Annotated in this window: 22 protein-coding genes, 1 tRNA gene and 2 pseudogenes; 11 read left to right on the top strand and 14 right to left on the bottom strand. The window is 74.0% G+C overall.

Annotation, left to right across the window (positions count from 1 at the left end):
• Positions 1–70 precede the first annotated feature (70 nt).
• The 7 genes and pseudogenes from ACGFS9_RS09360 (at position 71) to ACGFS9_RS09330 (ending at position 10,207) form a co-directional block, all read left to right on the top strand.
• Positions 71–946, top strand: coding sequence for a DUF2797 domain-containing protein (locus tag ACGFS9_RS09360; protein ID WP_393251735.1), 876 nt, complete (start codon positions 71–73; stop codon positions 944–946).
• Positions 947–1,688: 742 nt separating this feature from the next.
• Positions 1,689–2,569 (top strand): annotated as a pseudogene (locus tag ACGFS9_RS09355) (amidohydrolase family protein).
• A gap of 292 nt (positions 2,570–2,861) precedes the next feature.
• Positions 2,862–3,602, top strand: a complete 741-nt coding sequence (locus tag ACGFS9_RS09350; RefSeq protein ID WP_393251733.1) for a response regulator transcription factor — start codon at positions 2,862–2,864, stop codon at positions 3,600–3,602.
• Positions 3,599–5,239, top strand: coding sequence for a sensor histidine kinase (locus ACGFS9_RS09345; RefSeq protein WP_393251731.1), 1,641 nt, complete (start codon positions 3,599–3,601; stop codon positions 5,237–5,239). The genes ACGFS9_RS09350 and ACGFS9_RS09345 overlap by 4 nt, the downstream gene beginning before the upstream one ends.
• Before the next feature lie 13 nt (positions 5,240–5,252).
• Positions 5,253–6,785 (top strand): glycosyltransferase, encoded by a 1,533-nt coding sequence (locus tag ACGFS9_RS09340; RefSeq protein ID WP_393251730.1) that lies wholly within the window; start codon positions 5,253–5,255, stop codon positions 6,783–6,785.
• Positions 6,782–9,055 carry an ArnT family glycosyltransferase gene (locus tag ACGFS9_RS09335; RefSeq protein WP_393251729.1) on the top strand — a complete coding sequence of 758 codons (2,274 nt, stop codon included), beginning with the start codon at positions 6,782–6,784 and terminating at the stop codon, positions 9,053–9,055. The genes ACGFS9_RS09340 and ACGFS9_RS09335 overlap by 4 nt, the downstream gene beginning before the upstream one ends.
• A gap of 378 nt (positions 9,056–9,433) precedes the next feature.
• Positions 9,434–10,207, top strand: coding sequence for a TetR/AcrR family transcriptional regulator (locus ACGFS9_RS09330; protein WP_393251728.1), 774 nt, complete (start codon positions 9,434–9,436; stop codon positions 10,205–10,207).
• Between the two features lie 43 nt (positions 10,208–10,250).
• On the opposite strand, the gene ACGFS9_RS09325 is transcribed toward ACGFS9_RS09330, so the two are convergent.
• A complete protein-coding gene (locus tag ACGFS9_RS09325; protein ID WP_393251727.1) occupies positions 10,251–10,721 on the bottom strand; it encodes a PPOX class F420-dependent oxidoreductase in 471 nt (156 codons plus the stop codon).
• A gap of 154 nt (positions 10,722–10,875) precedes the next feature.
• Between ACGFS9_RS09325 and ACGFS9_RS09320 the strand changes: the two genes are divergently transcribed.
• Positions 10,876–11,604 carry an ANTAR domain-containing protein gene (locus ACGFS9_RS09320; RefSeq protein ID WP_393251726.1) on the top strand — a complete coding sequence of 243 codons (729 nt, stop codon included), beginning with the start codon at positions 10,876–10,878 and terminating at the stop codon, positions 11,602–11,604.
• 7 nt (positions 11,605–11,611) lie between these two features.
• Here ACGFS9_RS09320 and ACGFS9_RS09315 read toward each other — a convergent pair whose 3' ends face one another.
• The 3 genes from ACGFS9_RS09315 to ACGFS9_RS09305 all read right to left on the bottom strand — a co-directional run bounded on the left by ACGFS9_RS09315 (position 11,612) and on the right by ACGFS9_RS09305 (position 15,567).
• Complete coding sequence (locus tag ACGFS9_RS09315; RefSeq protein WP_393251725.1) at positions 11,612–12,433, bottom strand: YceI family protein; 822 nt, start codon at positions 12,431–12,433, stop codon at positions 11,612–11,614.
• Between the two features lie 90 nt (positions 12,434–12,523).
• Positions 12,524–15,049, bottom strand: a complete 2,526-nt coding sequence (locus tag ACGFS9_RS09310) for an MFS transporter (RefSeq protein WP_393251724.1) — start codon at positions 15,047–15,049, stop codon at positions 12,524–12,526.
• A gap of 20 nt (positions 15,050–15,069) precedes the next feature.
• Positions 15,070–15,567, bottom strand: coding sequence for a MarR family winged helix-turn-helix transcriptional regulator (locus ACGFS9_RS09305; protein ID WP_393251723.1), 498 nt, complete (start codon positions 15,565–15,567; stop codon positions 15,070–15,072).
• A gap of 368 nt (positions 15,568–15,935) precedes the next feature.
• On the opposite strand from ACGFS9_RS09305, the gene ACGFS9_RS09300 reads away from it, so the two are divergent.
• Positions 15,936–16,133 (top strand): hypothetical protein, encoded by a 198-nt coding sequence (locus tag ACGFS9_RS09300; protein WP_393251722.1) that lies wholly within the window; start codon positions 15,936–15,938, stop codon positions 16,131–16,133.
• 485 nt (positions 16,134–16,618) lie between these two features.
• On the opposite strand, the gene ACGFS9_RS09295 is transcribed toward ACGFS9_RS09300, so the two are convergent.
• The 8 genes from ACGFS9_RS09295 to ACGFS9_RS09260 all read right to left on the bottom strand — a co-directional run bounded on the left by ACGFS9_RS09295 (position 16,619) and on the right by ACGFS9_RS09260 (position 21,916).
• The gene (locus tag ACGFS9_RS09295; RefSeq protein WP_393251721.1) at positions 16,619–17,515 is read right to left on the bottom strand and encodes an RNA polymerase sigma factor SigF; all 897 of its coding nucleotides are present in this window, start codon (positions 17,513–17,515) and stop codon (positions 16,619–16,621) included.
• Positions 17,516–17,759: 244 nt separating this feature from the next.
• Positions 17,760–18,728, bottom strand: coding sequence for an RNA polymerase sigma factor SigF (locus tag ACGFS9_RS09290; protein ID WP_393252080.1), 969 nt, complete (start codon positions 18,726–18,728; stop codon positions 17,760–17,762).
• 320 nt (positions 18,729–19,048) lie between these two features.
• Complete coding sequence (locus ACGFS9_RS09285; protein ID WP_393251720.1) at positions 19,049–19,342, bottom strand: Dabb family protein; 294 nt, start codon at positions 19,340–19,342, stop codon at positions 19,049–19,051.
• Positions 19,343–19,370: 28 nt separating this feature from the next.
• On the bottom strand, positions 19,371–19,550 hold the full coding sequence (locus ACGFS9_RS09280; protein WP_393251719.1) for a hypothetical protein: 180 nt from the start codon (positions 19,548–19,550) through the stop codon (positions 19,371–19,373).
• Positions 19,551–19,725: 175 nt separating this feature from the next.
• Positions 19,726–19,813: transfer RNA gene (locus tag ACGFS9_RS09275), tRNA-Ser, on the bottom strand.
• Between the two features lie 100 nt (positions 19,814–19,913).
• Positions 19,914–20,345, bottom strand: a complete 432-nt coding sequence (tadA, locus tag ACGFS9_RS09270) for a tRNA adenosine(34) deaminase TadA (protein ID WP_393252078.1) — start codon at positions 20,343–20,345, stop codon at positions 19,914–19,916.
• Positions 20,346–20,750: 405 nt separating this feature from the next.
• Positions 20,751–21,290 carry a hypothetical protein gene (locus tag ACGFS9_RS09265; protein ID WP_393252076.1) on the bottom strand — a complete coding sequence of 180 codons (540 nt, stop codon included), beginning with the start codon at positions 21,288–21,290 and terminating at the stop codon, positions 20,751–20,753.
• Between the two features lie 443 nt (positions 21,291–21,733).
• Positions 21,734–21,916, bottom strand: a complete 183-nt coding sequence (locus ACGFS9_RS09260) for a hypothetical protein (protein ID WP_393251718.1) — start codon at positions 21,914–21,916, stop codon at positions 21,734–21,736.
• 139 nt (positions 21,917–22,055) lie between these two features.
• Here ACGFS9_RS09260 and upp point away from each other — a divergent pair, with 139 nt between their 5' ends.
• The gene (gene upp / locus ACGFS9_RS09255; protein WP_393251717.1) at positions 22,056–22,691 is read left to right on the top strand and encodes a uracil phosphoribosyltransferase; all 636 of its coding nucleotides are present in this window, start codon (positions 22,056–22,058) and stop codon (positions 22,689–22,691) included.
• A gap of 87 nt (positions 22,692–22,778) precedes the next feature.
• On the opposite strand, the gene ACGFS9_RS09250 is transcribed toward upp, so the two are convergent.
• Positions 22,779–23,438, bottom strand: coding sequence for a LytR C-terminal domain-containing protein (locus tag ACGFS9_RS09250; RefSeq protein ID WP_393251716.1), 660 nt, complete (start codon positions 23,436–23,438; stop codon positions 22,779–22,781).
• Positions 23,439–23,527: 89 nt separating this feature from the next.
• Positions 23,528–23,824 carry a type II toxin-antitoxin system VapB family antitoxin gene (locus ACGFS9_RS09245; RefSeq protein ID WP_040251609.1) on the bottom strand — a complete coding sequence of 99 codons (297 nt, stop codon included), beginning with the start codon at positions 23,822–23,824 and terminating at the stop codon, positions 23,528–23,530.
• Positions 23,825–23,914: 90 nt separating this feature from the next.
• Here ACGFS9_RS09245 and ACGFS9_RS09240 point away from each other — a divergent pair.
• A pseudogene (locus tag ACGFS9_RS09240) lies at positions 23,915–24,321 on the top strand (helicase HerA-like domain-containing protein); the annotation flags it as partial.
• Positions 24,322–24,677 lie beyond the last annotated feature (356 nt).

The raw sequence follows: 24,677 nt of genomic DNA, 5'->3' as shown, positions 1-24,677 counted from the left end.
GCATCACCTCCGCCCCCGCGCCCTCGCCGTCCCCGGTCCGATGTCGGTGGCGGGCTCTAGTGTCGGTGGGGTGCGGCAGGCGTGGGTGTGTTCGGGGATGCGGTGGTCGGGGGACGGAGCCGTGCTCGTGTGGGCCGGCGGGCGGGAGAGTCCGCTGGCCAGGGGGCGGCGTGTGGCGTTCGGCGTGCCCGACGGGGGTGTGCGGACGTGCGTGGGGGCCCGCGGGCACGCCTGCGCCGTGCGGGCCGTCGTCTCCGCCCGCAGCACGGGCGCGCGGTGCGAGGACTGCGCGCGGCTGGACCGGGCGCACTCGGTTGCCGCCGACACCCTGGCCGACGATCCGAGGCCGTACCACGTGTACCTCGCGTGGTTCGGTCCCGGCATGGTGAAGGTGGGGATCTCCCGTGTCGAGCGCGGGTCCGCGCGGCTCCTGGAGCAGGGGGCGGTCACCTTCAGCTGGCTGGGTCGGGGACCGCTGATGGCCGCACGCCGGGCCGAGGAGCTGTTGCGCGCCGCCCTCGGGGTACCGGACCGGATTCCGTACGCCCGCAAGCGCGCGGTGCGGGCCGCGCTGCCGGGCCCGGACGAACGCGTGGCCGAGATCGGGGAACTCCACGCACGCGTGGAGGCGCTCGGCGACTGGCCGGAGTCGTTGCGCCGCGCACCCTTCGAACCCGTCGACCACACGGCGGTGTTCGGGCTCGACTCCCTCTCCTCCGTGGGGGCGGTCGTCGGCGGGCTGGCCCCCGGAGGGGCGATCGGCGGTGAGCTGATCGCCGCAGCCGGTCCCGACCTCCATCTCGCCACCGCGGGCGGAGCCGTCGTCCTCGATACCCGGCTGCTGACCGGCTGGGCTCTGACCGGATCGGAGGAGGAGAGCGGCGTACGCGGCTTTCCCGTGCGGGAGGCGCCCGTCGGGAGCGCGGTGCAGGACGGGTTGTTCTGAGGAGACCGCCCCGGCGCAGGGGGCGACGGGCTCTGAGAGGACCGCCCGCGGACGGGTCCCGGCACCCCACTGGCCTGTGCGGATCCACCGGTCCCCTCAGGCGCTTCACCCCATCAGGCCCAGCAGGTCGGACAGTTGCGGTGGTGACCCTGGGAGCGTGTGCCGGGCCCGGGGTCGGGCGGTGGGCAACTTGACGGGGTCGCGGCGGTGCCGGATCGGCGGGGCCGACGGGTCCGGGCGCCCTGCCGGTCGAGTGTGGGGAGGTCCCGGGGCGCACGGTGGACGGCGGGGGAGCGGCGGGCGGAGAGTGGCGGGCATGAGCGATCACCCCCACGTGCCCGTCGAGGCGCGGGCCGGAGACCGGACGTCGCCGCCCTCACCGCGGGGCACGCCTCCGGCCGCACCGTCGGCCACGCCCCCGTCCGCACGGCCGGTTCCGCCCCCGGACCCGGACCCGTCGGCCGCCGCACCGGCCGGGTCGGGCCCCGCGCCCGCGTCGTCGCGGCCTGAGTCGAGCCCCGCGTGCGTACCGTCGCGGCCCAACTCGGACCCGGCGTCCGCACCGTGGTCTCTCTCTTCGGGCCCCGCCTCCGTACCGTCGCGGCCCAACTCGGGCCCGGCGTCCGCACCGTGGCCTCTCTCTTCGGGTGCCGCCTCCGTGCCGTCGCGGCCCGACGCGGGCGCCGCCTCCGTGCCGTCGCCGGTCGTTCTCGGGCCCTCGGGCCCGACCCCGGCGGCGGAGGTGTCCCGGGAGGCGCTGGAGGTGCGGGGTTTCTGGGAGGGCCTCGGGCTGCCGGACTCGTCGACGTGCACACGCATTTCATGCCCGAGCGGGTGCTGCGCAAGGTCTGGGACTACTTCGACGGCCTCGGCGAGCTGACCGGCGGTATCGCCTGGCCCATCACCTACCGTGCCGACGAGGACGAACGCCTTTCGGTGATCAGGGAGTTCGGGGTGCGGGCCTTCACCGCGATGCTCTACCCGCACAAGGCGGGCATGGCCGCCTGGCTGAACTCCTGGGCGGTCGACTTCGCGCGCCGCACCCCCGACTGCCTGCACACCGCCACCCTCTTCCCCGAACCGGGCGTCGACCGCTACGTGCGCGAGGCGGTCGAGGCGGGCGCGCGGGTGTTCAAGGCCCATGTGCAGGTGGGCGCGTACGATCCGGCGGACGAACTCCTCGATCCCGTCTGGGGCCTGCTCGCCGAGGCCGGTGTCCCCATCGTCATCCACTGCGGATCGGGGCCCTCGCGCGGCGCGTACACCGGGCCCGGACCGGTCGGCGCCGTCCTCGCCCGGCATCCCCGGCTGCGCCTGGTCGTCGCGCACCTCGGCATGCCGGAGTACGAGGACTTCCTCGGCCTGGCCGAGCGGTACACCGAGGTGCGGCTCGACACGACGATGGCGTTCACGGACTTCAGCGAGCGGCTCGCGCCCTTCCCGGCCGCGCTGCTGCCCCGGCTCGCCGACCTCGGGGACCGGGTCCTCCTCGGCACCGACTTCCCGAACATCCCGTACCCGTACGTGCACCAGTTGCGCGCGCTGGAGCGGCTCGGGCTGGGCCGGGAGTGGCTGCGGGCGGTCTGCCACGGGAACGGGGCGCGGCTGTTCGGCCTGGAGTGAGGCCGCGCTTTCCGGCCGTGCCGCCGAGCCCTCCGGCCGTGCCGCCGGGCCCTCCGGCCGTGCTGCCGGGCCCTCCGGCCGTGCTGCCGGGCCTTCCGGCCGTGCCGCCACGCGCTCCGGGCGGGCCGGCCGGGGCCGCGGGGCGGGGTGCCGGCGGGCGCGTGGGAGCGTCCGGAGGTAAGAGCGGCGCGTGACCTTCCCAGGAGTTCCCTGAGAGGCGGCTGTGCGTTTCTCAGACAAATCACAGCCTGCCGCAAGGGTGTTCTCAGCGGCGCCGAGCAGGGTGTCCACCATGACCACGACCTCGCCCCAGGGGCGCACCGAACTGCTCAGGCCGGACGGGAGCCCCGTCCGCGTGCTGGTGGTGGACGACGAGCTGTCGATCACCGAGCTGCTCTCCATGGCCCTTCGCTACGAGGGCTGGCAGATCCGCAGCGCGGGCGACGGGACGGGCGCGGTGCAGACCGCGCGCGAGTTCCGGCCCGACGCCGTCGTGCTCGACATGATGCTGCCGGACATGGACGGTCTGGCCGTGCTCGGGCGGCTGCGCCGGGATCTGCCGGACGTCCCGGTGCTGTTCCTGACGGCGAAGGACGCGGTCGAGGACCGCATCGCGGGACTCACCGCCGGCGGCGACGACTACGTCACCAAGCCGTTCAGCCTCGAAGAGGTCGTGGCCCGGCTGCGCGGACTCATCCGCCGTGCGGGCGCCTCGGACCGCCGCTCGGAGTCCGTGCTCGTCGTCGGCGACCTCACCCTCGACGAGGACAGCCACGAGGTGACGCGGGCAGGCGCCGGCATCCACCTCACCGCGACCGAGTTCGAGCTGCTGCGGTTCCTGATGCGCAACCCGCGCCGGGTGCTGAGCAAGGCCCAGATCCTCGACCGCGTGTGGTCCTACGACTTCGGCGGCCAGGCCAACGTGGTCGAGCTGTACATCTCCTATCTGCGCCGCAAGATCGACGCCGGGCGGGAGCCGATGATCCACACCCGGCGCGGGGCCGGCTACCTGATCAAGCCCGCCGCGTCATGAGCGGACGACGACGGCCGCGGACGCAGTGGAGGCGAGGGCAGCCGCGCACGCTGCGGACCCGGCTCGTCGTCTCCGCGGTCGCGCTCATCGCCGTGGTCTGCGCCGTGATCGGCACGGTGACGACGATCGCGCTGGACCAGCACCTGTACGAGCAGCTGAACAGCCAGCTGAAGGACGCCGGCGACCGGCTCTCGGGTCCCCCGAAGGGCCTGCGGGGCAGCAGCCCGGCCGGTGACGGCGAGGACTCCGGACGCCCGGCGGGCGGGGCGGGTGCCGCCGCCGGATTCGGCTCCGCCGAGGACCGGCTGGACAGCTTCGTCACGTTGGGCCCGACCCAGACCAGGACCATAGCGGCGACGGTCGCCGCCGACGGCCGGGTCGGCGAGGCGGCGGTCGCGGCGGAGCAGTCCAGCACCAGTGCCGGTTTCCAGCGGATGAAGGCCGTGCCGCTCACCGGCGCGCAGAAGAACGCGCTCGCCTCCGTCGCCCGCGACGGCAAGCCGCACTCCGCGGACCTCCCCGGACTCGGCACGTACCACGTGGCGTACGTGACCGGGGCGCACGGCAGCTTCTACGTCGGCCTGCCCACCGAGTCCGTCACGAACACCATCGGCACCCTCGTCCTCGTCGAGGTGAGCGTCACGGTGGCCGGGCTCGTGGCCGCCACCATCGCGGGCGGCGTCCTCATCGGCGTCGCCCTCCGCCCGCTGCGCAAGGTCGCCGCCACCGCCACCCGGGTCTCCGAACTCCCTTTGCACACCGGGGAGGTGGCGCTGCACGAGCGGGTCTCCGAGGCGGAGTCCGATCCGCGCACCGAGGTCGGGCAGGTCGGCGCCGCGCTCAACCGGATGCTCGACCACGTGCACGGCGCGCTGCACGCCAGGCAGCAGAGCGAGACGCGGGTACGGCAGTTCGTCGCGGACGCCAGCCACGAGCTGCGCACCCCGCTCGCCTCCATCCGCGGCTACGCCGAACTCACCCGGCGCGGCCGGGAGGAGACCGGCCCCGACACCCGGCACGCGCTCGGGCGCATCGAGTCCGAGGCGGGACGGATGACGCTCCTGGTGGAGGACCTGCTGCTGCTCGCGCGGCTCGACGCCGGACGACCCCTCCAGTACGAGCAGACCGACCTCGTGCCCCTGGTGGTCGACGCGGTGAGCGACGCGCGGGCGGCCGGCCCGGACCACGCGTGGCGGCTCGCGCTGCCCGCGGAGCCGGCCCCGGTGGCCGCGGACGCGGCCCGGCTGCACCAGGTGCTGGTCAACCTCCTGGCGAACGCCCGGACCCACACCCCGCCCGGGACGACCGTCACCGCGCGGGTGCGCCGGGACGGCCCGTGGCTGTGCGTGGACGTCCAGGACGACGGGCCCGGCATCCCGGCGGCCCTGCTGCCCCGGGTCTTCGAGCGGTTCGCGCGCGGCGACACCTCGCGTTCCCGGGCCTCCGGTTCGACCGGTCTCGGGCTCGCGATCGTGCAGGCCGTGGCGGCGGCGCACGGCGGTGCGGTGACCGTGGACAGCGCTCCCGGCAGGACCGTGTTCACCCTGCACCTGCCCGCGCTCACCGCCGCATCGCAGGAGCGGCGGCACTCACAGGCGGACCACAGCGCCACCACATGGGCACGACAGGGCGTGTGACGAGAGTCGTTCCATGCGAACCGACTCTTCTCCCGGCGATCTGCCGGCGCGGGAGCATCTCCCGGCCGCGGACGCCGGTACGCCTGTCCTGGACGTAGTGATCCCCGTCTACAACGAGGAGAAGGATCTCCAGCCGTGCGTGCTCCGGCTCCACGAGCACCTCAGGCGCACGTTCCCCTACGCCTTCCGCATCACGGTGGCGGACAACGCCTCCACGGACACCACCCCGCAGGTGGCGGCGCGGCTGGCGGCCCGGCTGCCGGAGGTCGTCTCCGTCCGGCTGGAGCAGAAGGGCCGCGGCCGGGCGCTGCGGACCGTGTGGTCGGCGTCCGACGCGCCCGTCCTCGCGTACATGGACGTGGACCTGTCCACCGATCTGAACGCGCTGCTGCCGCTGGTGGCACCGCTGATCTCCGGCCATTCGGACCTCGCGATCGGCTCGCGGCTGGCCCGCTCCTCGCGGGTGGTGCGCGGTGCCAAACGGGAGTTCATCAGCCGCAGTTACAACCTGATCCTGCGCGGCTCGCTCCAGGCCCGCTTCTCGGACGCGCAGTGCGGGTTCAAGGCGATCCGCGGGGACGTCGCGCGGATACTGCTGCCGCTGGTGGAGGACTCCGGCTGGTTCTTCGACACCGAGATGCTGGTGCTGGCCGAGCGGGCCGGGCTGCGCATCCACGAGGTGCCGGTCGACTGGGTCGACGACCCGGACTCGACCGTCCACATCGCCCGGACCGCGGCGGACGACCTCAAAGGCGTGTGGCGCGTGGGACGCGCCCTGGCCACCGGTTCGCTCGCGCTCGACCGGCTGGCCCGGCCCTTCGGGGACGATCCCCGCGACCGCGAACTGACCGACGTGCCCCGGGGACTGGCCCGCCAGCTCGTCGGCTTCTGCGTCGTGGGCGGGCTCTCCACGCTCTTCTACCTGCTGCTCTACAGCGGCTTCCGCTCGTTCTGCGGGGCCCAGATCGCCAACGCGGCGGCGCTGCTCGTCTCCGCCGTCGCCAACACGGCGGCCAACCGGCGGCTGACCTTCGGCGTCCGCGGCCGGGGCGGCGTGGTCCGCCACCAGGCGCAGGGCCTGGTCGTGTTCGGCATCGGGCTCGCCCTGACCAGCGGCTCGCTCGCCGCCCTGAACGCGGCGACGAGCGATCCCGCGCACTCCACCGAACTGGCCGTGCTGATCGCGGCCAACCTCGCGGCGACCGTGCTGCGGTTCCTGCTCTTCCGCGCCTGGGTCTTCCCCGAGGGGCACGACGAGCCGGGGACGCCGGCACCGCCGCCGGTGGTGGCCGCGCACCGGCCGGACTCCGCCGCGGCGCGCCCGGCGGGCCCGTACCCGATGCCGGTGCGGCCGGGCACGGCGCACCGCCCGCCGCCGCGGCGGCCGTCCCCGACGCCGGCCGCCACCGCCGCTCCCCCCGCGTACGACGCGTACGGCACCGCCGGGTCCCGCGCCCGTGACGGCGCCGACCGCGGACCGGGGGACCCGACCCTGCCCATGCGAGCCGTGCGACCGCACGACCACGACCCGAGGAACGCGCGATGACGACGCAGCCCGACACGAGCAGGAACGGCGCACCGGGCGCCGCACCCGCCGACGCCCGGTCCACCGGTGGCACCGCCCCCTCCTGGGGGCCGCCGGCCACCCCCTACCCGGCGGAGCCCGCCGGGCCCGCGTACCCGGCGGAGCCCGCGGCCGGGGCCGGCGACCCCGCGCGGCCCTTCGTCCACCGGGTCCTGCGCGGGCGGCCCGAGGACCCGCGCTGGGCCCGCCCGGCGCTCCTCGGCCTGCTGCTCGCCACCGCGGTCCTCTACCTGTACGGCCTGAGCGCCTCCGGGTACGCCAACTCCTTCTACTCCGCGGCCGTGCAGGCGGGCAGCCAGAGCTGGAAGGCGTTCTTCTTCGGCTCGCTCGACTCGGCCAACGCCATCACCGTCGACAAGCCCCCGGCCGCGCTGTGGCCGATGGCCCTGTCGGTTCGGGTCTTCGGCCTGAGCTCCTGGGCGATCCTCGTCCCCGAGGTGCTGATGGGCGTCGCCACGGTCGGCGTCCTGTACGCCGCCCTGCGCCGCCGGTTCGGCCCGGCAGCGGGCCTGATCGCGGGCACGGTGCTCGCCCTCACCCCGGTCGCCGCGCTGATGTTCCGGTTCAACAACCCGGACGCGCTGCTCGCGCTGCTCATGACGGTCACGGTCTTCTGCGTGGTCCGGGGGCTGGAGGACGGCCGGACGAAGTGGCTGGTGTGGGCGGGCGTCGCCGTCGGATTCGCGTTCCTCACCAAGACGCTCCAGGCGTTCCTGATCCTGCCGCCGCTCGCCGTGCTGTACGCGGTGTGCGCGCCGGTCGGCCTGCGGAAGCGGTTCGCGCAGCTCGGGCTCTCCGCGGGCGCGATGCTCGTCTCGGGCGGCTGGTGGGTGGCGATCGTCGAGCTCTGGCCCGCGTCCTCGCGCCCCTACGTCGGCGGTTCGCAGAACAACTCGTTCCTGGAGCTGACCTTCGGCTACAACGGCCTGGGCCGGATCAACGGCGACGAGACCGGCAGCGTCGGCGGCGGAGGCGGCGGTGGCGGCACCGGGCGGTGGGGCGAGACCGGCTGGGACCGGATGTTCAACTCCGAGATCGGCGGCCAGATCTCCTGGCTGCTGCCCGCGGCCCTGATCCTGCTGGTGGCGGGCGTCGTCCTGACCCGGAAGGCCCCGCGGACGGACCCGGCCCGCGGCGCGTTCCTCGCGTGGGGCGGCGCGCTGCTGATGACGATGCTCGTCTTCAGCTTCATGGCCGGCATCTTCCACCAGTACTACACGGTGGCGCTCGCCCCCTACATCGCGGCCGTGGTCGGCATGGGCGCGACCGTGCTGTGGGAGGAGCGCGGCCGGACGTGGGCGGCGCTCACCCTGGCCGCGGCGGTGACGGCGTCCGCCGCCTGGGGGTACGTCCTGCTCGACCGCACCCCCGACTACCTGCCCTGGCTCAAGTGGCCGGTCCTGGTCGGGGGGCTGACCGCGGCGCTCGGCCTGATCTTCGTGACGCGGCTCGGCCGGCACCTGGCGCTCGCGGCGGCCGGGCTCGGCACCCTGACCGCGCTGGCGGGGCCGGCGGCGTACACCCTGTCCACGGTGGGGACCGGTCACTCGGGCTCGATCGTGACGGCCGGTCCGGCCGGGGCGAGCACGATGGGCGGACCCGGGGGCAGGGGCGGCGGCATGCGGGGCGCTTTCCCCGGCGGCGGCCCGAACCAGCAGCCCGGCCAGGGCGGGCAGAACGGCCGGCAGGGCGGTGGCACGGGTCTGCCGCCGACGGGCGGCACCGGCGGCTTGCCCGGCGGGAACGGGCAGGGCAACGGGGTCCCGCAGGGCAACGGCGGCACCCAGGGCGGGAACCGGCAGGGCGGCATGCCCGGCGGCGCCGCGGGCGAGGGCGGCATGCCCGGCGGCGGTGGCGCCGGCGGCCTGCTGAACGGGGCGAACGTCAGCTCCGAGGCCAAGGCCCTGCTGTCGGAGAACGCCGGCGACTACACCTGGGCGGCGGCGGCCGTCGGCTCGCAGAACTCGGCGAGTTACCAGCTCGCCACCGGCAAGCCGGTGATGGCGATCGGCGGCTTCAACGGCACCGACCCGTCGCCGACCCTGGCCCGGTTCAAGACGTATGTGGCCGACGGCAAGATCCACTACTTCATCTCGGGCGGCGGCAGGGGCGGCAACGCGAGCTCCTCCACCTCCTCGCAGATCAGTACCTGGGTGACCGCCAACTTCGAGAAGGTCACGGTCGGTTCGGCCACCTTCTACGACCTGACCCGGCCGACGAGCGGCAGCTGAGCGCGGCGCGCGCCCCATCGCGGTCGCGCGTACCCGGAACGGTGGCCCGGAGCGAACGCGCTCCGGGCCACCGCCCGTTCGCGGCCGGGGGCCACCCCGTCCCGGGCCCGCCTCCGGTTCCCCCGGGGGGTGCCGGACCGCCCGTGCCGCCGGGCGGCCCCGGCGCGCGGGTTGCGGCGGCGGGCGGAGGGGGCAGACTCCGCGAGGTGATCGCCGCGTGCGGGCCGCACACGATCGGTGCGACGGGTGTTTCGCAGGTGGCGGGGAGGACAGACCGGACAGGGCGGGTGGTGTGGAGGGCACCCCTGGCATCGACAGTGCGGCGGTCCGGGGAGTCCACGGCCCGCCGCGAGAGCCGAGTTCCGAGGAAGGTGCGCCATGGCGAGGGCAGCCGACAGGACCGGGCGTCCGGCGCGGACCAGCGTCTGGCTGGAGGGCAGGGCACCCCGGGGCGGGACCGCCCGGGGCGGCGGGCAGCCGCCGGGGCTCGACCGGGAGCGGATCACCGCGGCCACCGTCCGCCTCCTGGACGCCGAGGGCCTCGCGAGGTTCTCCATGCGGCGGCTCGCCGCGGAACTGGACGTCACGGCCATGTCCGTGTACTGGTACGTCGACACCAAGGACGACCTGTTGGAGCTGGCGCTCGACGCGGTGTCCGGCGAGCTGGAGCTGCCGGCGGCCGAGCCCGCGGAGCGCTGGCGGGAGCAGCTGCGGGCGTTGGCGGTCGGCAACCGGGCCCTGCTGGTGCGCCACCCGTGGGTGTCGCCGCTCATCGGCAGCTTCCTGAACATCGGGCCGCACGCGCGGGCGTTCTCGGCGTGCGTGCGCGAGGTGATCGGGAACACCGGGCTGCCGCCGCGCGAGCGGACCGGGGCGATGTCGGCGGTCTTCCAGTTCGTGTACGGATTCGGCACGATCGAGGGGCACTTCGTGCAGCGGTGTGCCGCGGCGGGGGTCTCGCAGGACGAGTACTTCCGGGCGGCCGTGAGCAGGATCGGCGAACAGCCGCAGCTGCGGGACGACTTCGCGGCGGCGGCGGATCTGATGGAGGCGCGGGGCGGGGACACCGTGGCGGAGATGCGCGACCGGGACTTCGGCTTCGCGCTGGACCTGCTGGTCGCCGGGATCGAGGCGATGGTGGAGCGGGGCTGAGGCCGGCCCGGCCGCCGCCGGGTCGGCGGCGGCAGGCCGGGGCCTACTCCTGCGGGGCCAGGTGGGCGGGGAAGCCGCCGGTGGCGACCGGGCCCCAGCGGGTCGGGGTGATCCGGATGATCGACTTGCCCTGCCGGAGCATCGCCGCGCGGTACTCGTCCCAGTCGGGGTGCTCCCCGGCGACGGTGCGGTAGTACTCGACCAGCGGCTCGACGGAGTCGGGGGAGTCGATGACCTCGGCGGTGCCGTCCACCTGGACCCACGGGCCGTTCCAGTCGTCGCTCAGGACGATGAGCCCGACCCGCTCGTCCCGCCGGGCGTTGCGCGTCTTGGCCCGCTCCGGGTAGGTCGACACCACGATGCGGCCCGAGTCGTCGACCCCGCAGGTCAGCGGGGAACCCTGCGGTCCGCCGTCGGCGCGGCGGGTGAGCAGGACGGCCCGGTGCCGGGGCCGTACGAAGTCCAGCAACTCGTCCAGGGAGACCGAGGTGTTCGTCGCGATGTTGGCTGCCATGCGATCAGCGTAGGCCGGACGCGCCCGCGCCGCCCGCGGGCTGTGCCGGTGCGCGTCACCCCACCCCCTGCGAACAGTTAAAGTGCTGTTCGTCCTGTGCTCGCAGTCGGGAATGTGCTGCGGAGCTCTCCTGCGCATGGCCGTATGGCCGTGCATGCCGAAGAGGTTCGTGGTGGCTGCGTCCGAGTTTTCCGAATTGCCCCGTTCTGCTGCGGGTTTCGAGCTGGCCGATGCCCTCACCGTCGCCGCTCAGCAACTGCACGACACCGTGAGCACCCACAGCACCCTGCGCACCGCCGTGCGGCTCGCCGTGCACCTCCTGCCGGGCGCCGAGCACGCCGGGATCTCCGTCATCGAGCGCAAGGCCCACCGGGAGACGCTGGCCTGGACGGACGAGGTCGTCCGCTCCGCCGACGCGCTGAACGCGGGCCGCGAGCACGGGCACTACTGGAACCGGCTGTGGACGGCGCCGGTGGCCCGGATCGAGGACAGCTCCGCCGTGGAGGGTGACGGGGATCTCGCCCTGTCGGGCCTCGGGCTGCGGTCGGTGCTCTCCCTCAGACTCCGGGCCGACCGGCGCCGGCTGACCGTCCTGACGGCGTACGCGGGCAAGCCGCGCGCCTTCGACGACCAGGCCACCCGGATCGGCCGGCTGCTCACCGCGCACGTCGGCATCGCGCTGGACACCGCGACCATGCGGGAGCAGCTCACCGAGGCGATGCGCACCCGCGACCTGATCGGGCAGGCCACGGGCATCCTGATGGAGCGGCTGGGCATCGACGCATCGGAGGCGTTCGACAGCCTCGTGCGCACCTCCCAGCGGGAGAACGTCAAGCTCCGTGACCTGGCCCGGCGGATCGTCGACGCCAGCGAGGGCGAGTGAGCGGCGCTCACCCGGCCGGCAGCGACTCCCCCTGCACGGCCTGGACGTCCAGTTCCACCCGCAGCGTCGTGCCGATGGCGGAGATGCCCGCCTGGACGACCTGGTTGTAGCGCAGGGCGAAGTCCTCGCGGCGCAGTTCCGCGGTCGCGCGGAAGGCGGCGCGGGTGCCGCCCCAGGGGTCGGCGCCCGTGCCCAGGTAGGCGAGGTCGAGATCGACGGGGCGGACGACACCGTGCAGGGCGAGCTCCCCGTGGACGGTCCAGCGGTCGGGGCCGGCGGGCGCCACGCCCGTCGACCGGTAGGTGATGTGCGGGTACGTCTCGACGTCCAGGAAGTCCGGGGACCTCAGGTGCCCGTCGCGCATGCCGTTGCCCGTGTCGATCGAGGCGGCGGAGATCACCGCCTCGACCCGGGACCCGGTCACGTCCCCGGGGGCGATGTCGATCCGGCCGCCGAAGTCCGTGAAGCGGCCGTGCACGCTGGAGATGCCCAGGTGCTGGGCGACGGCCGCGACGGAGGAGTGCGCCGGGTCGATGGTCCAGGGCCCGGGCGGGGGCAGCTCGGTGCCGCCCTGGCGGGCCAGCGTGACCTGGCCGATGTCGGCCCGGCCGGCGGCGGTGACGATCGCGCCGGCCGCCGCGGGCGCGTAGCCGACCGCCGTCACGATCACCGTGTACGCGCCGGGGGCGAGGTCCGCGGTGTCCCGGACGGCCCCGTCGGCGTCCGCCTCGGACCGCAGCACCTGCGTGCCGGCGGCGTCGGTCACCGTGACGACCGCGTGCGACACGGCCCATCCGTCCCGCGTGCGGATCTTCGCGGTCAGTCCCATGTGCAGTAACTCCTTGCGGTGCGGCAATGAAACCGGCCCGCGGGGGCGCACCTCCGCTCGGAGTGCGCCCCCGCGGGCCGGGGCTTCGGACTACTCGCCGGGGTGGGCGAGTTCGATGTCGTGGCCGTCCACGCCCGGGCCGGCGAGGGTCAGGGCCGTCGCCACCGGCGGGTAGCCGGTCGCGATGACGGTGTACTCGCCGCCGTCCAGGTCGGTGAAGGCATAGGCGCCGTCGATGCCGGTCCTGGCCGTGCCGGCCACGTTGCCGGCCGCGTCGACGAGCGTGACGCGGGCGTCGGAGAGGGGGCCGTGCGGGGCCCGGACCACGCCCTGGACCCGGGAGCCGGCGTCGAGGTCGACCTCGATCCGGGTGACCCCGGCGCCGCCCACCTCGACGGGCAGGGCGCGCGGCCGGTGTCCCGGCGCGTTGACCGCGACCGTGACCTGGCCGGGCACCAGCTCGGCGAAGGAGAACTCGCCCTGCTCGCCCGTGGTGCCGGTGGCCAGCACGTCACCGCGGACGTCGGTCACGATGACCATCGCGTCCTTGACCGCGGTGGCGCCCTCGGCGGCCCGGACGACCCCGCTCAGGCCGCTCGTGCCGCTGAGCAGGATGTCGTAGGCGAGCGGCTCCCCGTTCACGACGATCGTCGAGGCCTGCGGCTGGAAGCCGTCGGCGGAGGCGATCAGGACGTAGGAGCCGACGCCGGGGGCGTCCACCGCGTAGGACCCGTCGGCCTGCGCGACCGCGCGGCCGAGCTGGCGCCCGGCGAGCGAGATCAGCGTGACGGCGGCCTGCGGCACGGGCGCGCTCTCCGCGCCGCGGACCTGGCCGCGCACCGGGATGCCGGCGGCGGGCGGCGGGACGCTCTCGGGGGTGGCGGTGGCGACGGCGGCGAGCGGCTGCGCCTCCTCGGCGGCCGGCTCGGTGTCGGCGACGGTCCGCACGGGGGTCTCGGTGCCGGCCGGCAGCTCGACACTCTCGCCGGCCGTCGTGCCGGCGGCCGGCTCGGCGGACTGCTCGGCGGCGGCCTGGGCCAGCGCGCCGGACGTCCGCAGCGGGACCTCCTTGATGAACAGCACGATCAGGAAGGCGATCAGCGCCATCCCGGCGGCGATCAGGAAGATGTCCGCGATGCCGTGGCCGTACGCGCTCTCCATGACGGTGCGCAGCGGCGCGGGCAGCGCGTCCATGTCGGGGATGGAGGAGCTGGAGTCCGAGCCGGAGGCGAGCGAGGCGTACTTCGGGCCGAGGTCGGTGAGCCCGTCCTTCACGTAGTCGGTGATCCGGTTCGCCATGATCGCGCCGAGCGCGGAGACGCCGACCGCTCCGCCGAGGGAGCGGAAGAAGGTCACCGTGGAGCTGGCGGCGCCCAGGTCGGAGGGGGCGACCTGGTTCTGCGTGGAGAGCACCAGGTTCTGCATCATCATGCCGATGCCGAGACCCAGCAGCGCCATGAAGATCGCGATGTGCCAGTAGGCCGTGTCGTAGCGGATCGTGCCGAGCAGGCCGAGTCCGGCGGTGACCAGGAAGCCGCCGGCGACGAGCCAGTACTTCCACCGTCCGGTGCGGGTGATGACCTGGCCGGAGACGGTCGAGGAGATGAACAGGCCGCCGATCATCGGGATCGTCATGACACCCGACATCGTCGGGGACTTGTCCCGCGCCAGCTGGAAGTACTGGCTGAAGAAGACGGTGCCGGTGAACATCGCGACACCGACGAACAGCGAGGCGAGCGACGACAGGGTGATGGTGCGGTTGCGGAACAGCCGCAGCGGGATGATCGGCTCGCTGGCCCTGGACTCGACGAGGACGAACAGCAGGCCGAGCACGATCGAGCCGCCGACCATCGTGTACGTCTGCCACGAGATCCAGTCGTACTTGTCACCGGCGAAGGTGACCCAGAGCAGCAGCAGCGAGACCGCGGCGGAGATGAAGAACGCGCCGCCCCAGTCGACCTTCACGTCGCGCTTCACGACGGGCAGGTGCAGCGTCTTCTGGAGCACGATCAGCGCGATGACCGCGAACGGCACACCGACGTAGAAGCACCAGCGCCAGCCGAGCCAGCTGGTGTCGGTGATGACACCGCCGAGCAGCGGGCCGCCGACCGTGGCGACGGCGAACGTCGCGCCCAGGTAGCCCGAGTACCGGCCGCGCTCGCGCGGGGAGATCATCGCGGCCATCACGATCTGCGCCAGCGCGGACAGGCCGCCGACGCCGATGCCCTGCACGACACGGCACGCGATGAGGGTGCCGGCGTTCTGCGAGAGGCCGGCCGCGGCCGAGCCCAGCACGTAGACGACCAGCGCTATCTGAACGAGCGCCTTCTTGCTGTACAGGTCGGCGAGCTTGCCCCACAGGGGCGTGGCCGCGGTCATGGAGAGCAGCGCGGCGGTGACGACCCAGGTGTAGGCGGACTGGCCGCCGCCCAGGTCGCCGATGATCTCGGGGAGCGCGTTGGAGACGATCGTCGACGACAGGATCGCGACGAACATGCCGAGCAGCAGCCCGGAGAGTGCCTCCATGATCTGCCGGTGCGTCATCGGAGCGCCGTCCGCGGCGCCTCCGTGCTTGGCGTGAGAGCCCCGCACACCGGCTGGTGTGGTCGTTGCCATGGGGTTCCTTTTCTTGCGTACTAAGCGGGTGTACGGGTGGTCGGTTCTGCTGTGTACGGGGGAGGGGGCGCCGGGGGCCGCTGCGGGGAGCGGCAGTCGCCGAAGCTCTCGCGCAGCCGGCCCATCAGCGCGATGAGCTGTTCGACCTCGTCGTCGGACCAGTGGCTGAGCCGGTCGGCCAGCAGCCGTGAGGTGCGCCGGGAGAGCTCGTCGAGCTGCTCCTGGCCGGAGCCGGTGAGGCGCAGGATGCGGGAGCGTCTGTCGGCGGGGTCCGGGAGCCGCTCGATCCAGCCCCGCTCGGCGACGTGCGCGACGTGGCGGCTGGTCACCGACATGTCCACGGAGAGGTGCTCCGCGAGCCTGCTCATCCGCATCTCGCCGTACCGGCCGAGCAGGGTGAGCACGGTGGCGGAGCCTCCGGGGCAGTCGGGCGGCAGGATGCGGCCCATGTCCCGCTTCACGGCGCCGATGGCACTGAGCTGACGGGCCAGTTCCTCGTACTGCGCCTGCCCGGCCATCGTCCACCTCCCATTCGTTGCTTAGGGCAACCATAAAAGCAGTTGGTTGCCGCAGGCAAACTAATTGGCGGCTCCGGGGTCAAAAACTTGGCAAAGCGGCGTCCAGTCGTCCGTAAAGGCGCAGGTGGGATGCGGTGGAAGGCTGTGCGTCCGCTGTGCCGGGCCGGCGGGCGGGGAGCGGTCACGCTCCCCCGTGGCGGGGGCGACGGCCTGCGACCGGGGCGCGGACCCGTCCGGTCCGGCGCCCGGAGGGCCGGCGGGCAGTCGGCATGCTGCTGCCGCCCCTCGGGTCCAACACCCCCCGGAGCGGCGGGAAAGCGGAACCCCGCACTTGGGCTGACCCCGCGGATTCGCTAGGGTCCTGGCCTATGGCAAACACCCAGGGCCCCGAGGGCAACTACGACCCCGCGGGCAGCACCCAGATGTTCCGTGCGTTCGTCGACGAGTCCCCCCAGGGCCGGCAGCAGCAGCCGGCGGCCTCCGGTGGGCCCCGAGTGGGTCTGATCGTCGGCGTCGTCGTCGCCGTCGCGGTCGTCGCCGCGGTGGCCTGGCTCGCGTTCATGTAAGCGCGCGGGGCCGCCCGACGGCCCCGCACTCCGCGCGCGGAGCCTGCCCCGCCCGCGGGTTTCCTCCCGGTCGGTCCCACCCGCCGGGCGCTCAGGACGGCAGTCTCCCGGGTCGCGACGCGCGGACCCGGCGGGCCCCGCCGCTCCTCGACGCGCACCGTCCCGGCCCCGGCCTCGCACGCTCCGGCGGCGATCCGCGCGCGCCGCGCCTCCGCGGCCCCGGCCGTCGCCCGGGCCCTCCCGGCGCGACGGTGCCGTGCGTCCCCGACGCCGCCACCGCGGCACCGTGTCGGCGGCGCCGTGGAACGCCACGGCGGCCTCCCCACGGTGCCGCCGACCCGTCACGCGCCCGAGGGTGGCGTCCTCGTCGTCGGTTCGGCAGCACGACCGCCGACGTACCCGGCGGCCGGATGCCGGTGCGTGAGGCACCGGCGCCACGGCGACGGTTCTGACAACCCGTCACGTACGTGTCCCACGGGGGACGTTCAGTCCGAGATCAGGCCCTCGCGCAGCTGCGCCAGCGTGCGGGTCAGGAGGCGGGAGACGTGCATCTGCGAGATGCCGACCTCCTCGCCGATCTGCGACTGGGTCATGTTGGCGAAGAAGCGCAGCATGATGATCCGGCGTTCCCGGGGCGGCAGTTTGGCCAGCAGCGGCTTCAGCGACTCGCGGTACTCCACGCCCTCCAGCGCGGTGTCCTCGTAGCCGAGGCGGTCCGCGAGGGAGCCCTCACCGCCGTCGTCCTCGGGCGCGGGCGAGTCGAGCGAGGACGCCGTGTAGGCGTTGCCGACGGCCAGGCCGTCGACCACGTCCTCCTCGGACACCCCGAGCGCGCCCGCGAGTTCGGCGACGGTGGGCGAGCGGTCGAGCTTCTGCGAGAGCTCGTCACTGGCCTTGGTGAGGGCGAGCCGCAGCTCCTGGAGCCGGCGCGGCACGCGCACCGACCAGGAGGTGTCGCGGAAGAAGCGCTTGATCTCGCCCACGACCGTGGGCATCGCGAACGTCGGGAACTCCACGCCGCGTTCGCAGTCGAACCGGTCGATCGCCTTGATCAGGCCGATCGTTCCGACCTGGACGATGTCCTCCATCGGCTCGTTGCGGGAGCGGAAGCGGGCCGCCGCGTACCGGACGAGCGGGAGGTTCAGCTCGATGAGGGTGTCCCGGACGTAGACGCGCTCCGGGCTGTTCTCGTCGAGTGCGGCGAGCCGCAGGAAGAGGGAGCGGGACAGGGTGCGGGTGTCGATGGCACCGGAGGACTCGGGGACCGGCACGGCCTCCGGGGTCGGGGCGGCGGGGACATCGTGAAGTGCGGCGTGCGCCTCGGACGCTGTGTCGCTCTTCACGAGCGTGAGCACCTTCGAGCTGCCCTGATCTGCGGACATGCCACCCCCTTTGGGTCGCGGACGGTCGCGGCAGTCGCTCCCGTCGGAGGAACGCAGCCTCCACCTGAATACCGGAGGCGGGGCCGCGGCAAACGCGTCTCCGGAAGAATGTCACATGTCGGCAACACGCTGTAGTGACATGTCGACATGGGAACGGTGGATCGGCCCTGGAAAAAGGGGGTCTGACGGTTTATCAGCGCTCAACGACCGGAAAAAACGTTCCTGGACGATTCGCTCGTGTCGGTTACGCCTCGATCCTGTTTGCGGATCGAAGACGCGCGAAACTACGGGCCAGCAACCTTGACACGTGCATCTGGGAGACGCCCAGCTCCGCGCTGATCTGCGACTGCGTGAGGTTGCTGTAGTAGCGCAGCAGCAGGATGCGCTGCTCGCGTTCGGGCAGCTGTACGAGCAGGTGCCGGACGAGGTCGCGGTGCTCGACCCCGTCGAGGGCGGGGTCCTCGTAGCCGAGCCGGTCCAGCAGGCCCGGCAGCCCGTCGCCCTCCTGCGCCGCTTCGAGCGAGGTCGCGTGGTAGGAGCGGCCGGCCTCGATGCAGGAGAGCACCTCCTCCTCGGTGATGCGCAGCCGCTCGGCGATCTCCGCCGTGGTGGGCGAGCGCCCGAAGGCGGTCGTCAGGTCCTCCGTCGCGGCGTTCACCTGCACCCACAACTCGTGCAGCCGGCGCGGCACGTGGACGGTGCGCACGTTGTCGCGGAAGTACCGCTTGATCTCGCCGACGACCGTCGGCATCGCGAAGGTGGGGAACTGCACGCCCCGGTCCGGGTCGAAGCGGTCGATCGCGTTGATCAGGCCGATGGTGCCGACCTGGACCACGTCCTCCATGGGCTCGTTGCGGGAGCGGAAGCGGGCCGCCGCGTACCGGACGAGCGGGATGTTCGCCTCGATCAGGGCTCCGCGGACCCGGTCGTGCTCGGCGGTGCCCGGCTCCAGTGTCTTGAGCCGCCCGAAGAGGACCTGGGTCAGGGCCCGGGTGTCGGCGCCCCGGCGCCGCTCGGGCGCGACCTGTGCGGCCGTCTCCGTCTCCGTCTCCGGGGTGCCCGGTGCGGTGGTGCCCGCGCCCGCGGCGTCCGGTGCGGTGCTCTGGGCCGGGGCCTTGGCCTTGGCCTTGGCCTGGGCGTGTGCGGGGGCCGGTGCCGGGGCCGTGGCCGGGGCTTCCTCCTGGGGCGGCGCAGTACTGGCCGACACGGTCAACGCCACCTCGTCATTCGTCAACGTCCGTCAACGTATCCGTCAACTCATCCGTCAAAAGCGGTCATAGCATCACAAGACATGTGCACTGTGTGCAAGCACCGCATATTGCCGTGTTGGGCGCGAGTTGGGACCCGGGACGGAAAGAACCCCTGGCCGGTCGCGGTCAGGGGTGGAGGAGGCGGGGGGTCGGCGACGCGTGCGGCGGTCCGACCAGGAGGGCCGGTCGGACCGATCGAGGCGATCCGACCGGTCGGAACCGATCCGATCCGGTCGGGCGCGGCGGGGCCGGGCCGGGCGCGGAGCGGGCGCCGGGCGGCCGGTCAGAACGGATAGTCGGCGATCACCCAGGTGGCGAACTCGCGCCAGAGGGCGACGCCCGCCTGATGGGCGGGGTGGTCCAGGTACCGCTGGAGGGCGTCGGCGTCGTCGACGGCGGAGTTGATCGCGAAGTCGTAGGCGATGGGCCGGTCGGTGATGTTCCAGTCGCACTCCCAGAACCGCAGTTCGGGGATCCGGTCGCCGAGCGCGCGGAAGGCGGCGACGCCCTCGACCACGCGGGCGTCGTCGCGCCGGACGCCGTCGTCGAGCTTGAAGAGGACCAGATGGCGGATCACGCGGACTCCTTGGTGGTGACGCCCGGCGTCAGTCCCGGGCGCCGTCCGCGACCCAGGTCATGAAGTCACCGATCGCCCCGGCTGCGCTCGATATGCCCTCGAAGCCTATCTCGACGTAGTCGGCGGCCTTCTTCGGATCGGTGATGATCACGTAGAGCGCGAAGACCACGAGGACGTAGACGGCGATCTTCTTCGTTTGCACCGCCATGGCGGCCTCCCCTGTGACTGCTGAGCCTGGTGGGCCTCCAAGAGCCGGCGGTGAGTTTAACCTTCACCTGTTCCGTGGCGACCAACGGCCCGCTGATCGAGCCGTCTTGACCCGCTCCGCCCGGCCTGACGGCAACGCACGAAGGGCCCCGTCTCTCGACGGGGCCCTTCCGAAGCGGTAGCGGAGGGATTTGAACCCTCGGTGACGGGTTACGCCACACTCGCTTTCGAGGCGAGCTCCTTCGGCCGCTCGGACACGCTACCGAGGAAGACACTACCCCACAGGGGGCCGTGGTCCGAAATCCGTTCCGGCGATCCCGGAACGTCCGCACGCGACGGGGCCCGGCGAGCGCCCGTGGCGCGCTCAGCGGTCGCGGAAGAACGCGGTGAGCAGCGCGGCCGACTCCGCGGCGAGGACGCCCTCGACGACCTCCGGGCGGTGGTTCAGCCGCCGGTCGCGGACCACGTCCCAGACGGACCCGGTCGCCCCGGCCTTCTCGTCGCGGGCGCCGTAGACCACCCGCTCGACCCGCGACTGGACGAGGGCGCCCGCGCACATCGTGCAGGGCTCCAGGGTGACGACCAGCGTGCACCCGGTCAGCCGCCACGCGCCGGACCGGGCGGCGGCCCGGCGCAGCGCGAGGATCTCGGCGTGCGCGGTCGGGTCGCCGGTGGCCTCGCGTTCGTTGTGCCCGGTCGCCAGCACGGTCGTCCCGTCCGGCGCCAGGACGACGGCCCCGACGGGGACGTCCCCGCCCGGGACCGCCCGGCGCGCCTCCTCCAGCGCGCGCCGCATCGCGTCCCGCCAGGGGGCGCGTACCGGATCGGGCGGGGAGGGCGGAAGGGGGGTGCTCACCCGGGGAACCTAGCGGAAGCCCGCCGGGCCCGGGCGCGGGGACCCGCCGTTCGGGGCGACGGCGGGGGCGGCGGGGACACCGCGGACCGTGGGCGCGTACCCCGGCGCCGGTGGGCCTTCGGGATATTCGGACGAGGTCCCCGGCGCGGCGACGGACGGCCGTCCCGCCCGGGGGCTCTCACCCGCGGTCGCGGTCCCGCCGTCCGGGCCGCGGAAGGGACCGCGCACGGCGGCGGGCCGCCGGCCCCGTACGCGTGCGTACGGGGCCGGCGGCCCGGGCTGCCTGCTGGAACGCACCCGACGCCGGCGGGCCCTCGGTGCGGGCGGCGGCGCGGTGCGGGTGGCTCAGCGGACGGTCTCCAGGATCTCGGCCGCGCCGAGCGACTCGGCGATCGCGCCGAGCGCCTCGCCCTCGTGCAGGGCCAGCAACTCGCGCTCGCCCAGCCCGAAGTCCGCGAGGATCTGGCGGTCGCCGACGGGGCTGTGCGACACGGCGTCGCCGCCCGCGCTCCCCGCCTCCTCCTCGTCGTCCTCGGAGTCCGCGGGCTCACCGTCCTCGGTGCCGTCCAGGTCGAGGGCGTCCAGGTCGGCGTCGTCGCCGCCCGGCTCCCGCCCCATCACCTCGTCCGTGAGCAGGATCTCGCCGTACGAACTGCGCGCGGCCGCGGCGGCGTCCGACACGTAGATACGGGGGTCCTCCTCGCCGTCCACGCGGACGACACCGAACCACGCGTCCTCCTGCTCGATGAGCAGCAGCACCGTGTCCTCGTCCGAGACTTCCCGGGCCAGGTCGGTCAGATCCGACAGGGTCTCCACATCGTCGAGCTCCGTGTCGCTCGCTTCCCACCCGTCTTCGGTGCGCGCGAGCAGTGCGGCGAAGTACACCGTGACTCTCCCACTGGTCATAGGCGTGCCGGTTGGGATTCCCCGGCGGAGGATGTGGGCGGGGAGTGCTGCTCTGGGCCCCGTCCACTCGGAATCGTGGCAGAAACAGAGCGCTCAGGGGACGTCTTCGGCGTGCTGTGTCTGCCTCTTTTGATCGCTGACAGCGGATCGTACGCGGCTGCCCGTGTCCCGCGGGCGCCTCCCGGGGGGTCCGACGGCGTGCAGGCGGTGCGGCGCGGGGCACGATGCCGGAGCGGGGGCGGGCGCGTCGCGGGCGGGTCGCGGGCCGCTCCCGGTGCCGTGGCCGCCCCCGCTCCGGCTCGGACGCGGGCGGGTGCGGGACCGGCTCGGCGACGGGCGTCCCCGAGCGGCGGGACCTCGCCCGCGGTGGCGCGTCGCCGGGGTTCCGCGGGGCGCGGGCGTGCGCCGCCGCGTGACCGGGTCTACCAGCGGAACGTCCGCATGCGCATCGCGTGGCGCAGCCGGGCCGTCTTGGCCCGGCGCGGCTGGACGCGGTCGCGCAGCGCGCGCGCCTCGGCCAGGTCGCGCAGGAACTGGGCCCGGCGCCTCCGGCGCTCGGCCTCGTTCTCCTGCCGCTCGGAGATCTGCTCTTCCGGGTTCCGCATGTGGCACACCACCCCAGGTCCGTGCATCCCACCTTCCCTCCGACGGCGGGTTTGATGCCGGTGAACGGGTGATGCGGGGGGTGGGGGTGTGCCGGGCGGGGAATCGGCGGGGCTCCGGGGCCCGGCTACTGTGGGGGACATGCGTCTCCACGTCGTCGACCACCCTCTGGTCGCCCATAAGCTCACCACCCTGCGCGACCGGCGCACCGACTCCGCGACCTTCCGGCGGCTCGCCGACGAGCTGGTCACCCTGCTCGCCTATGAGGCCACCCGCGACGTGCGGACGGAGCAGGTCGACATCACGACCCCGGTCTCCCCGACCACCGGCGTCAAGCTCTCCCACCCCCGTCCGCTCGTCGTGCCGATCCTGCGCGCGGGTCTCGGCATGCTCGACGGCATGGTCCGGCTGCTGCCGACCGCCGAGGTGGGTTTCCTGGGCATGGTGCGCGACGAGGAGACGCTGCAGGCGTCCACGTACGCGACCCGCATGCCGGACGACCTCTCCGGTCGTCAGGTGTACGTGCTGGACCCGATGCTGGCCACCGGCGGCACGCTCGTCGCGGCGATCCAGGAGCTGATCAAGCGCGGCGCGGACGACGTCACCGCCGTCGTCCTGCTGGCCGCGCCGGAGGGCGTCGAGGTGATGGAGCGCGACCTGGCCGGCACCCCGGTCACCGTCGTCACGGCCTCGGTCGACGAGCGGCTGAACGAGCAGGGCTACATCGTGCCGGGCCTCGGCGACGCGGGGGACCGGATGTACGGGGCCGCCGAGTAGCCGTCCGGCGCCTCGCGTGAGGGTCCGGCGGAACCGAGGTTCCACCGGACCCGGGGTGCCGTTCCGGCCCGCCCGCGGGGACCGGGGTCAGCAGCCCTTGCGTGCGGAGGGCGTCGGACGGGGCTGGGCCAGGACGGTCAGCGCCTTCTCGGCGTCCTCCTTCTTCGTCAGCTCCTTGAAACCGCTGCCGATGACGAGGTCGACGGTCGTCGCCTGCTTGCGGCCGTCGGTCTTCAGCCGGGCGCCGGAGAGCTGGGTGTTGAGGACGGGGAGTGCGGCCCGCTCGGCGTCCGCGGCGCCGAGCAGCAGTCCCGGCCCCTCCACCTTCTTGTCGTAGGCGGCCGTCGCGTTGCCGACCTCGCCGATCTTGAAGCCGCGTTTCCTCAGCTCGTCGGCCGTCCGTTTCGCGAGCCCGCTGCGGGGTGTCGCGTTGAGGACGTTCACGGTGATCTGGCCCGGCTTCGGAAGGGTGCCCGCGACCGCGGCCGCCACGGAGGGCGAGGCGCTCGGCGCCGGGGAGGCCTTGGACCCGCAGTCCGCCTTCGTGCCCGCGGCGGCGGCCTTGCCGCCCCCGGTGAAGACGTCGATGAGCTGCAGGGTCCCCCACCCGATCAGCCCGAGCGCGGTGACGGAGGCGACGACCAGCAGCGCGATTCGGCGCCGCCCACGGGGCCGGCGCATCCGCGGGTACTTGTCCCCCGTGATCCGGTACTGGCCACCCATGCCAGGGGGAGTGAGCATGCTCATGGGCGCAGCGTAGTGCGCCGGGGCGGCGATGCCTACTAAATGATCATTCACGGCGGCCGGATCAACCCATTGGGGTCAAGCCGTGGCCATTAGTCCAGTTCAAGGACGCGCGCGTGCAGCACCTGGCGCTGCTGGAGCGCGGCGCGGACGGCGCGGTGCAGGCCGTCCTCCAGGTACAGGTCCCCCTGCCACTTGACGACGTGGGCGAAGAGGTCGCCGTAGAAGGTGGAGTCCTCGGCGAGGAGGGTCTCCAGATCCAGCTGGCCCTTGGTCGTCACGAGCTGATCGAGGCGGACCGGGCGCGGCGCGACGTCCGCCCACTGCCGGGTGCTCTCCCGGCCGTGGTCGGGGTACGGCCGGGAGTTTCCGATGCGCTTGAAGATCACACGGAAAGCCTACCGGTCGAGACGTTCCGGGCGCAGCCGCGGCGACGGAGTGCCACGCCGGAAAAGGCGCCGCAAAGCAGCGCAAAACGGAAACGGGGCGCGCCGGCGCCGGTCGCGGCGACCCGGCTGCGGGCGCCGCGGTCCCTGATGGGCCCGCTCCCGCCGGACGTGCTCGACCGGGCCGTGCGGGAGTCGCCGCTGGACGGGCGCTGCGCCGAGGCGGTGGACCGGGAGCCGGCCTCCGAGAAGCTCACGGCGGCCCCGGCGGGCGGCGCGGCGGCCGGCCGGGTTCCCCCGGCCGGGACGGCCGGGACGACGGGGAACGCGTGCCGGCCGGAGGCCCGGACGGCGGCCGGGGAGGGGCCCGAGGGGAGCCGCCGTCGGTCGTCGAGCAGGTCGTGGGCAGCGGGACGTTGCGGTCGCTCGCACGGTCCGTGGGCGCCCGGATCGGGCGGGAGATCACCCGGCCCCCGTTCGGGACGGCGCGGCGCGGGCGTCAGGGCCGGGACGGGAAGGGTCCGCCGGAAGGCTCGCGGTCTCCGGTGCGCATCGCACGGCGGAGCGCCGCTCGTCTACGGGATGTCCTCGGGTGATCCGGCGACGCGGCGTGGTGCCGTGCCGGGCGCCGCGAGCCGGTGAACCCTTCCGGCCAGGGCGCCGGCCGGACGGCGGAGGCGGCCGTCCCGGGTGGGCCGGCCGCCGTTCCGCGTCAGCCGCGCGGGGTGTCCGGCGCAGTGTCGGGCCGCTGTCCGCCGGGGTCGGGGAGCGGCCGGAGCCCCTCCGCGCACCGGTGTCCGCGCCCCGGTCCGGGCGCGGTCCCGAGGAGCCCCGCGTGTCCCACTCCGCGCTCGCC

This window comes from Streptomyces sp. NPDC048566 (assembly GCF_043199735.1).
In the GTDB taxonomy this organism is placed as follows: domain Bacteria; phylum Actinomycetota; class Actinomycetes; order Streptomycetales; family Streptomycetaceae; genus Streptomyces.
Note: the sequence above shows the minus strand (reverse complement) of the source record. Positions and strands in the feature narration are given on the sequence as shown.